Here is a 12,062-nt window from a genome sequence, read left to right as displayed (position 1 = left end):
AGTATGAATTATATCCTAATTATAACATTATTGTTGATAAGTAAACATAACTTTAAATCTATCTATTAGTAAAATTGTTCCTATATTGAAAAAGTGTTACTTCGTATGGAAGTAACACTTTAACATGGAATTATTAAGCTTGTACTAATTCTAATTGCATTGCCGGTCCGAAGAATTCGAAATGAATATTTTCATTTGGAACTCCTAGCTCTAATAAGTGATTGATCATAGCTTCCATAAATCCTGCTGGACCACATACATAAACATCGCCATTTACAATAGCATGTTCTTTTAGAACATCTTTCGTGATAAAGCCATCGCCACTTTCAGAGTAAAGCGCAACATATTTTGCATCATCCATGTTGTCCATCAAAGAGCGAATATCTTTATCAAATGGATGTAAGTTTGCATTACGGGCACTATAGATAAAGGATACAGAACGACTCGGATTGTTTTTCGCAATCGTCTCGAACATACTCATCATCGGTGTGATTCCAACACCACCACTTACGAATGTTACTGGTGTTGTTTTTAATGGATCCAAAATGAAATCTCCTGCTGGAGCAGTAAGTTCTACTTTGTCTCCAATATTTACATTATTATGAAGGTGGACAGATACTTTACCCTCCGGATTATTTTCATCCTCTTTTTTAACAGAAATACGGAAAGATTCACTGTCCGTTGCTTTTGATAAACTATATTGTCTATTCATCAAATACTTTTCTCCTGGAATGCTTACACGGATCGTGATAAATTGACCGGGTTCATAAGATGGTAATATAGAACCATCTGCAGGTTTCAAATAGAAAGAAGTGATATTATCGCTTTCTTTTACTTTGTCAGCAATAACAAAGTCCTTGAAGAATCTCCAACCACCTTGTTTAGATTCAGTAGCAGTATACATTTCTTCCTCAATGCCGATAAATGCATCCGCAATTACCCCATATGCTTCTGCCCAGGCATTAATAATATCATCTGTTGCTGCATCACCGAGTACTTCTTTAATAGCTCCAAGTAAATGTTCTCCAACAATTGGATAATGTTCTGGTTTAATACCTAAACTAACATGTTTTTGACCAATCTGTTTTACTACCGGAATGATTGCTGCAAGATTATCGATGTGAACAGCAGCAGCATAAACTGTGTTCGCTAGAGCAGTTTGTTGACGACCTTTTGCTTGGTTGGCGTGATTAAATATATTTAATAGTTCTGGATGAGCCTCGAACATATTTTTGTAAAAAGCAGTGGTAATAGCTACACCGTGTACTTCTAAAACAGGTGCTGTAGATTTTACGATGTCGATTGTTTTTTGAGATAACATATATACACACGTCCTTTTCATTTGATTACAAACACAATATACTCCTGTAAAACCTTAAAAGCAATATATAAAATACATCTTTAATAAATCAGACACATTTATACCACAATCTTGTCAAAATCGTTATAATAATGGAAGAATGGCGGTGGAAATATGAGAATGACTATGTATACAGATTTCTCACTACGCGTGTTAATATACCTTGGAGCCCAGGAAAAAAATAAACTTTCCACAATTAAAGCTATATCGGAGGCATATGGTATATCAAAAAATCATCTGATGAAAGTGACCCATGAGCTTGGGAAACTTGGCTATATAGATACAGTTAGAGGAAGAGGCGGCGGTATCCGTTTAGCAATGGAACCAGAAGTTATAAATATAGGACAAGTTGTAAGACATACTGAAGACGACTTTCATCTTGTGGAATGCTTTGATTGTCAAACGAATAGTTGTGCTATTACATCAGTTTGTGGATTACGAGCAGCACTTCGTATAGCGCTGAATGCCTATCTACAAGTACTAGATGGATATACATTGGCAGACTTTCTGCATCAAAAGCATAAATTAGCCGAATTACTTTTCGATGACGCTAAGGATGTATGATAAAATATAGTCGGAAATAGATTTTAGGAGGATTATTCATGGAAAAAGTACTCGTTTTTGGACATAAAAACCCTGATACAGACACAATTACATCTGCTATCGTTTATGCGCATTTAAAAAATCAGATTGGTGTAGAAGCGGAGGCAGTCCGTTTAGGCGATTTAAATAATGAAACAATCTTCGCATTAGAAAAATTTGGTTTTGAAGCACCAAGATTAATAGAAAACGTCTCCACAGAAGCAAAAAAAGTTATTTTAGTCGATCACAATGAAAAACAACAAAGTGCAGATGGTATCGAAGAGGTTCAAGTAACAGAAGTAATCGATCATCACCGTATTGCAAACTTTGAAACAGCCGATCCACTATATTACCGTGCAGAGCCAGTAGGTTGTACAGCGACTATTATAAACAAAATCTATAAGGAAAAAAGCATAGAGGTACCTGCAAATATAGCAGGATTAATGCTATCTGCTATTGTTTCAGATACATTACTTTTTAAATCGCCTACTTGCACAGAGGAAGATATAGTAGCTGCAAGAGAGCTAGAGGGAATTGCTGGAGTGGATGTAGAAAAGTATGGACTTGCAATGTTAAAAGCAGGAGCAGATTTAAGCGATAAGAGCTTAGAGGACCTACTTACACTAGATGCAAAAGAGTTTGGTATGGGTGAATCGAAGGTAGTCATCGCTCAAGTGAACGCGGTTGATGTCAACGATGTGATGAGTCGTCAAGCAGAACTAGAGGAACTAATCACTCGTGAAATCCAAGAAAAAGAATTGGATCTATTCTTCTTTGTCGTAACAGATATTCTAAATAATGACTCTGTAGCACTAGCATTAGGGAAATTAGCATTAAAAGCTGAAGCAGCATTCAATGTGAAGTTTGAAAACAATACTGCACTTCTAAAAGGTGTTGTGTCTCGTAAAAAACAAGTAGTACCTGCCTTAACAGAAGCATTAGCTGACTAAGAAATACTAAAACGATGCAAATTGCATCGTTTTTTCTATGCAGAATGCGGACATCTTCTAATTTCTAAAAGTATTTACTTGCTTTGACATGTCGTTTACTTGCGCTCAGGGAGAAATTACTTGCTTTCCTCTTTGGTTACTTGCGCTGGATGGCTAATTACTTGCTCAAGAAGGAGTTTTACTTGCGAAACGGAATATTTATCCAACATGAATGTACCTCTGTCAATCAATAGACTGTGTTTTTTTCACATATAAGCCAACAAGCAGTAATTTTGAATTCAAGATTTAATCCTATTACAATGTAGAAGAGGTGATGATGAAAATGAAAATTGAAGTTTGGTCCGATTTTGTATGTCCTTTTTGTTATATTGGTAAAAGAAGATTAGAGGAAGCTTTAGAACAAGCTGGTTTTACTTCACAAGCACAGGTAGAATTTAAAAGCTTTGAATTAGATCCAAATACACCAAAACAATCAGATAGAACTATGTATGAAGTGCTTGCAGAAAAATATGGTTCTACTGTGGAAGCTGCGAAAACGATGACGGCTGGAGTAGTAGAGCAAGCAAAAACTGTAGGACTAGATTATAATTTTGAAGCAATGAAGCCAGCCAATACTTTAGATGCACATCGATTAGTAAAATGGGCATCTGCACAAGGTAAAGCAAGAGAAGCAAATGAGTTATTGCTACATGCATACTTTATCGAGGGGAAAGAAATTGGAAATAATGATGTACTGCTTGATTTGATAGAATCGCTTGATCTATCAAGAGAAGAAGCAGAAAAAGTCTTAAACTCTAAGGAATACTTAGCAGATGTACGTATAGACATTGCTAAAGCAGGGCAAATCGGTGTCCGGGGAGTACCTTTCTTTGTTATAAACGACAAATATGCCATTTCAGGAGCTCAACCAACAGAAACATTCGTTGGTGCTTTACAAAAAGTTGCGGAAGAAGAAGGATTGTAGGCTAAAATAAAATGATGCCCAATTCAACCAATAGGGGAATCCACTATTGGTTTTTCTTATGGAAAAAAGGGTATAGAAAAAAAGTTAACAAAAAATTGGAGGAGAAACTATGGAATGGATTGGAAGTATGGTGGACTCAGTTAATAATGTTCTATGGAGTAATATACTGATCGCCTTGTTAATCATAGCGGGACTTTACTTTACCATTGGAACGAAATTTGTACAATTTCGTATGTTTGGAGAGATGTTTCGATTGATTGTCGAAAAGAAAGAAGAGAAGGGTGGAGTTTCACCTTTTCAAGCTTTTACAATTAGTACAGCTTCACGTGTTGGAACTGGGAATATTACTGGTGTAGCACTTGCAATTGGTGTTGGTGGCCCAGGGGCTGTTTTTTGGATGTGGGTAATTGCCGTAATCGGTATGGCAACTGCTTTTATCGAAAGTACACTTGCACAAGTTTATAAGGTGAAGGACGGAGATACCTTTAGAGGTGGACCGGCGTATTATATGGAGAAAGCATTAGGTACTCGTAAATTAGCTATTATATTTAGTATTTTATTAACACTGTGCTTTGGTTTTATATTTAATGCGGTTCAGTCTAATACGATATCAGCTTCCGTAGGAGAAGTATTTAGTATTCCTCCGTATGTAATAGGGATTTTGTTAGTGTTGCTAACGGCAACAATTATTTTTGGTGGTGTACATAGAATTGTTAAGGTGACTCAAATCATCGTGCCAGTAATGGCTATATTTTACTTAATAGTTGCCATATACGTTGTGGTGACTAATTTCTCAGAAATACCTACAGTACTTAGTTTGATCTTTACGGAGGCGTTTGGTCTTCGAGAAGCAGTAGGAGGCACTTTGGGTGCGGCAATCATGCAAGGTGTACGTCGTGGGTTATTCTCCAATGAGGCTGGGATGGGTAGTGTGCCAAATGCGGCAGCTACGGCAAGTATATCTCATCCAGCAAAACAGGGCTTAGTACAAAGTCTTGGAGTATTTTTTGATACGATTATCATATGTTCGGCAACTGCATTCATTATTATTCTGGCAGGTCTCTATAAGACAGGAGAAAGTGATGGAATTGTGTTAACGCAAAATTCGTTGGCAGAACATGTTGGAAGCTGGGCACCATATTTCGTAGCGATAGCTATTATCTTCTTTGCTTTCAGTTCTATAATAGGGAATTATTATTACGGTGAGACGAATATTGAATTTATCAATACACATAAGGGGTGGATGACTGGTTACCGCGTGCTAGTGTTAGCAATGGTCATGTTCGGATCTCTTGCACATGTACAACTAGTTTGGAACTTAGCAGATCTATTCATGGGACTAATGGCGATGCTGAATATTGCTGTGATACTGCTCCTTGGCAAAACAGCATTCCATGTGCTCAATGATTACACGAAGCAACGAAAAAAAGGAGAAAATCCGGTGTTTTATGCAAAAACAATTCCTGGTCTAAAGAACACGGAGTGCTGGGGTGAAGAGGATCGGTGATTTGAAGCGCAATTACAAATACAAGTCACTCACAAAAAACGTGCAGCTCAAATTGAGCATGCACGTTTTTATTTTCTTTCAAAAGAATGATATCTAGTACCTTGGAAGGTTAATACACCAAGATCATCCTCTGCAAGCATCCCATAATCTGAGCCACTAAGATGCAATTCTAAACGATCGCCACTATCAAATTGAAAAGTAACATAGTAGAACGTGGAAGCTGAGCTATCTCCTGCACCACCACTCGTTTTTGAGCGTTTAGTTACTACTTGAGCGGGTACAGATAACTTAGGCGAGTTATTGTTTTTATTCCACTGGGAGAGACTTTTAATAATCGTGAAAATAATAATTCCAAATACTAATAAAAATATAGCACCAACAAATATAGGTATACCACCAGCAAAAAATAAACCAAAATTATCCATGTACATACCCCTTACTAAAAACTGTTTTTCTGTTATACGCAAAATATTGAATAAAGTTTCAACAATAGATAGACACTGTAGAAAAAGGAGGAAATACAATTGTCAGATCAAATTTTACCTAAGGAATCTAAATCCTACTGGAGAGCAACTAATGACTTTCCACTATTCCCTAAAATAAATGATAATATCGAAACGGATATTGTTATTGTCGGTGCTGGACTAACTGGAATTACCGCAGCTTATTTGCTGAGTAGTAGCGGTCGAAAGGTGATAGTAGTAGAGGGGAGTCGAATATTGGTAGGAACTACAGGATTCACAACTGCCAAGGTGACTGCGCAGCATGGCCCTATCTATCAGCAACTAATTACTACCTTTGGAGAAGAGAAGGCACGGTTATACTATGATGCAAATACAGAAGCTAAAGAATTTATCAAACAGACAATCGAACAACTAGGCATACACTGCGACTATGAAACAATGTCTGCCTATATTTATGCAGATACCGAGGTTGGTATAGAAAAAGTGGAAAAGGAAATGGAGGCATACAACACTCTTGGCATAGAAGGTGCAACCTTGACGAAGGATACGGGACTACCTTATACGGTGAAGCAAGCGCTTAAGTTAGAAGACCAAGGTCAATTCCATCCAATAAAATATGCAAAGGCTTTAATGGATAAAGCAATAGAGAATGGTGTGCAATTTTTTGAGGAGTCTCGCGCTAAAACTATAAAATCGAATACAGTAGAATTGATGGAAGGCCAACTTATACGTGCAAACAAAGTATTAGTATGTAGTCATTTCCCTTTTAATGATGGAGATGGATTATACTTTGCACGAATGCATTCAGAACGTTCCTATGCTTTGGCTTCTATCGCACCGTCCAATTATCCAAAGGGAATGTATATAAATGTGGAGAAGCCCACTAGATCAGTACGAACTGCACTAGGTAATGATGGAAAAAGGTATTTGATGATTGGTGGAGAAGGTCATGTAACAGGTCGATTCGAAGGCGATACTAATGAAAATTATGAAAACCTCGCAGCTTTTGGACGAGAACAGTTTAAAGTGAAAAATTATGATTATCGCTGGTCTGCTCAGGATTTAGTCACTTTAGATCAACTGCCATATGTTGGTGAGATGACTGCAGGAAAGTCAGATGTATTAGTTGCAACAGGATATGCAAAATGGGGGATGACCAACAGTATAGTTGCCGCAAGCATCATGAGTGATCTTGTGCTGGAAAGGGATAACCGATATATAGAACTTTATAATCCAGCCCGTTCTAAACTGAAAAAAGAAGATATAACAAGCTTTGCAAAGACGAATGCAAGTGTTGCAAAGGAACTAGTTAAAGGGAAAACAGAGTTGGTAGATTTAAAGCTAGAGGATATACAATCCGGTAGTGGAGATATAATAATGATGGATGGTAAAAAGGTAGGGGCTTATAAAGACGATCAGGGAAAAGTATACCTTGTTAAACCTGCTTGTACACATATGGGCTGTAATGTTTCCTTTAATAATGCGGAAAGTTCATGGGATTGCCCATGTCATGGTTCAAGATTTAGTTATAAAGGGGACGTACTAGAAGGACCTGCATTTGAACCATTAGAAAAAGTTGAATACGTCGATTAATAGTAATTGGAAGATATGATTCCATAATAGTCTGATCACAGGGGAGTTACCTAAATTATATTGGGTAACTCTTTTACTATTGTTATTAATCGATATATCGATTAATATTATCGATATATAAGGAGTTGTTTTACATGAAAAAACGTAGAGGATTTATTCAAATGGCCATCTTGCATCTATTGGAGGAAGCACCGATGCATGGATATCAAATAATGAAGGAATTAGAAATTAGGTCGGGAGGACATTATTCTGCCAGTGCGGGAACAGTATACCCGGCACTTCAAGAATTGTTGGAAAAGGAAATGATAGAACTCGAACCTTCCTCCGATAAAAAGACTTATTGCATTCAAGAAAAGGGAAAAATTCGATTGCAGGAGTTTGCAAAAAGTAAAGAAGGTGCATTTTGGAGCAACTGGGAGGATCGATGGAGCTGGCAAAACTCTGATGAAGCTATTCGTTTAAAGGAGATTATCGATTTGTGGGAGGCGGAGCTTAGAAAAGCGATAAAGAAAAGCCGAAACACTCCCGAGAATTCGCCAAAACTTATTGCATTTATGAAAGAAATAACAGAGAGATTACAGACAGAGAACTATTAGGGAGTGAGATAATATGAAATCCTTTAGGGAATTACTTCCTTATGTTAAACCATATATGCTTTTTGCTATTTTAGCACCAATTTTTATGTGTATTGAAGTGGCCATGGATTTATTATCCCCGACAATCATGCAACATATTATTGATGATGGTATTGCTAATGATGACACAGCTTATGTAGTAAAACTTGGTATTTTAATGCTTGTAGCTGCAGTAATTGGGCTGATAGGTGGAGTAGGTTGTACTATATATAGTACTAGAGCAGCAGTAAATTTTGCGGCTGATATTCGAAGAGATGTTTTCAAAATGACTGAGAAGTTTTCAAGTAAAAATATGGACAATATTGGTGTGGGTAAATTAATAACGATTGTGACGAATGACATAACTGCTGTCCAACAAGCACTTATGATGACACTTCGTGTTTTTGTCAGAGGACCGCTATTATTTATAGGAGCAGTTGCGATTGTTTGGTTTACCGCTAGAGAGCTATTCCCTGTACTACTGGTTGTTATTCCCATACTAATTGTGTTAATCTACTTTTTCTCTTATAAAACAGGGAAATTATTTGCAAGAGTACAAAAAGCTATAGACAAAGTGAATACTAAGCTTCAAGAAACGTTTGCGGGTATACGTGTAATTAAGGCATTCAATCGACAAGATTATGAGATAAAAGCATTTAAACGTGTAAATGAAGAGTTAACGAAACGCAATATGTCTGCAGAACAGGTGATTCTTACACTAATGCCCGTTATGCTATTTATCGTCAATATTGGTGTAGTAATTGGGATGTGGATGGGTGCTATAAAAGTAAATGAGGGAACGTTAGAGGTCGGAGTTATTTTAGCGTTCACCAACTATTTAACGATTATTATGAACGGGCTGGTATCTAGTAGTCATGTATTAATGCAAATTACGAGGTCGTTCACATCTGCTGTTCGAATTCAACAAGTTTTGGAAACAAAAATTGATATAACTGATCCTACAACTCCTGTATCGGATAATAATATCAAAGGCGAAGTAGAGTTTAAATCGGTCTATTTTAGCTATAGTAAAAACGGAGAATATGTATTAAAGGATATTTCCTTTCATGTGAATAGTGGCGAAACTATTGGAATTATAGGACAAACAGGGAGCGGGAAGTCAACGCTCATTAAACTTCTTCCTCGATTGTATGACCCAGATTTAGGAGAGGTATTAATCAACGGGATAAATATAAAAGAGTATACTATTGAGAATTTACGAGAGTCAATTGGGTTTGTACCGCAGAATGCAAAGCTATTTGCAGGGTCAATAGCAGAGAATATACGCTTTGGAAAAGAAGAAGCTACCTTAGAAGATATGGAAAAAGCGACAAACTCAGCAGCGGCAAGTGAGTTTATAGAAAAATTAGAAGACCAATTTGCACATGAGCTTATGCAAGGAGCAACCAATTTGTCAGGAGGACAAAAACAACGATTATCCATGAGTCGTGCATTCATACGTCAACCCAAAATATTAGTTTTAGATGATTCAACTTCAGCTATAGATGCAATATCTGAAGTTCAGGTACAGCAAGCTCTTGGACAGTATTTATCGGATACAACTGTATTCATCGTATCATCCAAAGTCTCTTCTATTATAAATGCCGATCGAATTCTTGTAATGGAGGATGGAATGATCGTAGCAAGTGGTACCCATGAAGAGCTGCTTGTAGCGAGTGAGGTTTACCAAAGTATTTATGCAACACAAAGTGGAAAGGGGGTCCTTTCCTATGAGTAAGGCTTCAGCTAAACCTTCTTCTAGTGCAATAGGGCGTGCAAGAGGCCCAAGAGGATTTGGTGGACCAGTAGAGAAAGCAAAAGATAAAAAAGGTACGATAAAACGAATCTGGCGATATATGGAGAAACAAAAAATTGCTATTGTATTTTCGATTATATTAGTAATAATATCTACTCTATTAAACTTGTTAGTTCCTTATATGATTGGTGTAACCATTGATGAGTATATAATTCCTAAGGATATGGAAGGAACAATACGCTTCTTAGTAATACTAGCAATTGTGTATACAGCTGCTGCTGCGTTTACTTGGCTACAGAATTTTTTAATGGTTCGAGTATCCTTGAAAACGATTAGGTCATTACGACAAGATTTATATGAAAAGTTTCAAACTCTGTCTTTGCGGTTTTTCGATAAACGTACTCATGGAGATCTTATGAGTCGAGTTACGAACGATATTGAAAGCTTGAATAACGCATTAAGTCAAAGTGTAATTCAAATTATTTCTACTGTAATGATGGTGACAGGTGTAACGATAGCGATGTTTCTGCTTAACTGGGTGTTAGCAATAGTGTCACTGTTAGTAGTACCATTAGTTATTTTCACGACGAAAAAAATTATTACGTATAGTAGTAGCAACTTCATCAAAAGACAACGTGATTTAGGTGAGCTAAATGGTTTTATAGAAGAAGCCATTTCAGGAAATGAAGTAATTACACTTTTTGGGCAAGAAGAAAAGAATTTCAACAAATTCTCGCTTGTCAATGAAAGACTACGGCACTCGGCAACCGCAGCTGATACTGTATCCGGATTTCTAGGGCCTATCAACAACTTTATCAACAATTTAGGTCTTGCATTAATTATTGGAATTGGAGCTGTGATGACTGTACAAGAATTGGCAACAGTCGGTATAATTGCAGCTTTTGTAAATTATTCAAGACAATTCTTTAGACCAATTAATCAGCTTTCAACTTTATTGAATACCTTTCAGTCTGCTATAGCAGGAGCAGAGCGAGTATTTGAAATAATGGATGAGACTCCCGACCTTCAAGATCAGGAGAGCATAATTACAATAGATACTTTAAAAGGGGACGTTAAATTTTCTAATGTTCACTTTTCATATGAGACTGGAAAACCTATCTTAAAGAATATTAGCTTCGAGACAAAAGTAGGAGAAAAGATTGCCTTAGTAGGTCCAACAGGATCCGGGAAAACAACAATCATTAATTTGCTCATGCGGTTTTATGAGATTGACTCTGGGGAGATTGAAATTGATGGGATATCAATTCGGGAGTATCAAATAAGTAAGCTTCGTGAAAAAATTGGTATTGTTTTACAAGATACCTTTCTATTTTCAGGTTCTATTTTAGAAAATATTCGCTACGGCAGACTCGAGGCAAACGATGAAGAGGTAGTAGAAGCTGCTAAACTTGCATCTGCTCATAGGTTTATCAAGCATTTACCTGATAAGTATGACACGCAGGTTACTGGAAATGGGTCTAATTTAAGCCAGGGACAGCGACAATTATTAGCGATTGCTCGTGCTATTTTAGCTGATTCAGATATATTAATCTTAGATGAAGCAACTTCAAGCATTGATACGAAAACGGAGATAGATATACAGCAAGGACTAAATAGACTTTCGGAAGGCCGTACTAGTTTTGTCATAGCCCATCGCTTAAAAACAATAGAAAATGCGGACAAAATTCTAGTCATTCATCACGGTGAACTAATTGAAGCTGGAACGCATAAAGAACTTCTAAATAAACGAGGATTCTATTATGAACTATATGAAAGTCAGTTTAATATTTGAACTAACATAAATAAAGTTTGAGATTATTTGCATCTATGAAAGTAAGAACAAAAAACGTGTTTTAAGTACGTTATTCAGGTTATACTTTCACACATGAAATATATAGCATTCCATGTGCTCACATAATACAGTTATAAGTAAGAGGTGAGCACAATGTATAAAATTTTTTCTGTTAAACTATTGTTCGAACATATTTCTTCAACTGATACTATGTCAAACAAAATATATGAAGAGACTATTAATATTATTCGGGCTGTAAAATTAGAGGATGTTGATCGACTAGTCAAGGCTCACTATAAAGATGTCACCTATAAAAACATCTTTGGTGAAGACACGACGATAAAGCTCGCAATGATTCTTGATGTATTTGAACTAGTGGATAATATTGAAGAATCCTTGGAGTTTGTAGAGGTATATAGTCAACATATTATACTGGATGAAGAAGTGACGGTTGAATAAGAGATCATGGAGACAGTTCAA

The 12,062-nt window shown here is 36.6% G+C and carries 11 protein-coding genes; 9 read left to right on the top strand and 2 right to left on the bottom strand.

The window, feature by feature from the left end:
* Positions 1-133: 133 nt before the first annotated feature.
* Positions 134-1,321: an NO-inducible flavohemoprotein gene (gene hmpA, locus ACQCPR_RS17680; RefSeq protein WP_093495629.1), complete on the bottom strand. Its 1,188-nt coding sequence runs from the start codon at positions 1,319-1,321 to the stop codon at positions 134-136.
* Positions 1,322-1,474: 153 nt separating this feature from the next.
* Between hmpA and ACQCPR_RS17675 the strand changes: the two genes are divergently transcribed.
* The 4 genes from ACQCPR_RS17675 to ACQCPR_RS17660 all read left to right on the top strand — a co-directional run bounded on the left by ACQCPR_RS17675 (position 1,475) and on the right by ACQCPR_RS17660 (position 5,363).
* Positions 1,475-1,924 carry an RrF2 family transcriptional regulator gene (locus tag ACQCPR_RS17675; RefSeq protein ID WP_090566562.1) on the top strand — a complete coding sequence of 150 codons (450 nt, stop codon included), beginning with the start codon at positions 1,475-1,477 and terminating at the stop codon, positions 1,922-1,924.
* A 38-nt stretch (positions 1,925-1,962) separates the two neighbouring features.
* Positions 1,963-2,892 (top strand): manganese-dependent inorganic pyrophosphatase, encoded by a 930-nt coding sequence (locus tag ACQCPR_RS17670; protein ID WP_090566324.1) that lies wholly within the window; start codon positions 1,963-1,965, stop codon positions 2,890-2,892.
* Positions 2,893-3,214: 322 nt separating this feature from the next.
* Positions 3,215-3,856, top strand: a complete 642-nt coding sequence (locus tag ACQCPR_RS17665; protein ID WP_090566565.1) for a DsbA family oxidoreductase — start codon at positions 3,215-3,217, stop codon at positions 3,854-3,856.
* 109 nt (positions 3,857-3,965) lie between these two features.
* Positions 3,966-5,363, top strand: a complete 1,398-nt coding sequence (locus ACQCPR_RS17660; protein WP_093495628.1) for an alanine/glycine:cation symporter family protein — start codon at positions 3,966-3,968, stop codon at positions 5,361-5,363.
* Positions 5,364-5,431: 68 nt separating this feature from the next.
* On the opposite strand, the gene ACQCPR_RS17655 is transcribed toward ACQCPR_RS17660, so the two are convergent.
* Complete coding sequence (locus tag ACQCPR_RS17655) at positions 5,432-5,788, bottom strand: DUF2500 domain-containing protein (RefSeq protein ID WP_269915790.1); 357 nt, start codon at positions 5,786-5,788, stop codon at positions 5,432-5,434.
* A 99-nt stretch (positions 5,789-5,887) separates the two neighbouring features.
* Between ACQCPR_RS17655 and ACQCPR_RS17650 the strand changes: the two genes are divergently transcribed.
* The 5 genes from ACQCPR_RS17650 to ACQCPR_RS17630 all read left to right on the top strand — a co-directional run bounded on the left by ACQCPR_RS17650 (position 5,888) and on the right by ACQCPR_RS17630 (position 12,041).
* Positions 5,888-7,420, top strand: coding sequence for an FAD-dependent oxidoreductase (locus tag ACQCPR_RS17650; RefSeq protein WP_427137688.1), 1,533 nt, complete (start codon positions 5,888-5,890; stop codon positions 7,418-7,420).
* A 134-nt stretch (positions 7,421-7,554) separates the two neighbouring features.
* On the top strand, positions 7,555-8,016 hold the full coding sequence (locus tag ACQCPR_RS17645) for a PadR family transcriptional regulator (protein ID WP_093495625.1): 462 nt from the start codon (positions 7,555-7,557) through the stop codon (positions 8,014-8,016).
* A 13-nt stretch (positions 8,017-8,029) separates the two neighbouring features.
* Positions 8,030-9,772 carry an ABC transporter ATP-binding protein gene (locus ACQCPR_RS17640; protein ID WP_090566338.1) on the top strand — a complete coding sequence of 581 codons (1,743 nt, stop codon included), beginning with the start codon at positions 8,030-8,032 and terminating at the stop codon, positions 9,770-9,772.
* Positions 9,765-11,582, top strand: coding sequence for an ABC transporter ATP-binding protein (locus ACQCPR_RS17635; protein WP_093495624.1), 1,818 nt, complete (start codon positions 9,765-9,767; stop codon positions 11,580-11,582). Before ACQCPR_RS17640 ends, ACQCPR_RS17635 begins: the two co-directional genes overlap by 8 nt.
* A gap of 153 nt (positions 11,583-11,735) precedes the next feature.
* Positions 11,736-12,041, top strand: a complete 306-nt coding sequence (locus ACQCPR_RS17630) for a DUF4288 domain-containing protein (RefSeq protein WP_090566344.1) — start codon at positions 11,736-11,738, stop codon at positions 12,039-12,041.
* Positions 12,042-12,062 lie beyond the last annotated feature (21 nt).

This window comes from Psychrobacillus psychrodurans (assembly GCF_050209195.1).
In the GTDB taxonomy this organism is placed as follows: domain Bacteria; phylum Bacillota; class Bacilli; order Bacillales_A; family Planococcaceae; genus Psychrobacillus; species Psychrobacillus psychrodurans.
Note: the sequence above shows the minus strand (reverse complement) of the source record. Positions and strands in the feature narration are given on the sequence as shown.

Excerpts from the sequence above, each read along its gene's own strand:
- hmpA (WP_093495629.1), bottom strand. The coding sequence starts at position 1,321 with ATGTTATCTCAAAAAACAATCGACATCGTAAAATCTACAGCACCTGTT.
- ACQCPR_RS17675 (WP_090566562.1), top strand. The coding sequence starts at position 1,475 with ATGAGAATGACTATGTATACAGATTTCTCACTACGCGTGTTAATATAC.
- ACQCPR_RS17670 (WP_090566324.1), top strand. The coding sequence starts at position 1,963 with ATGGAAAAAGTACTCGTTTTTGGACATAAAAACCCTGATACAGACACA.
- ACQCPR_RS17665 (WP_090566565.1), top strand. The coding sequence starts at position 3,215 with ATGAAAATTGAAGTTTGGTCCGATTTTGTATGTCCTTTTTGTTATATT.
- ACQCPR_RS17660 (WP_093495628.1), top strand. The coding sequence starts at position 3,966 with ATGGAATGGATTGGAAGTATGGTGGACTCAGTTAATAATGTTCTATGG.
- ACQCPR_RS17655 (WP_269915790.1), bottom strand. The coding sequence starts at position 5,788 with ATGGATAATTTTGGTTTATTTTTTGCTGGTGGTATACCTATATTTGTT.
- ACQCPR_RS17645 (WP_093495625.1), top strand. The coding sequence starts at position 7,555 with ATGAAAAAACGTAGAGGATTTATTCAAATGGCCATCTTGCATCTATTG.
- ACQCPR_RS17640 (WP_090566338.1), top strand. The coding sequence starts at position 8,030 with ATGAAATCCTTTAGGGAATTACTTCCTTATGTTAAACCATATATGCTT.
- ACQCPR_RS17635 (WP_093495624.1), top strand. The coding sequence starts at position 9,765 with ATGAGTAAGGCTTCAGCTAAACCTTCTTCTAGTGCAATAGGGCGTGCA.
- ACQCPR_RS17630 (WP_090566344.1), top strand. The coding sequence starts at position 11,736 with ATGTATAAAATTTTTTCTGTTAAACTATTGTTCGAACATATTTCTTCA.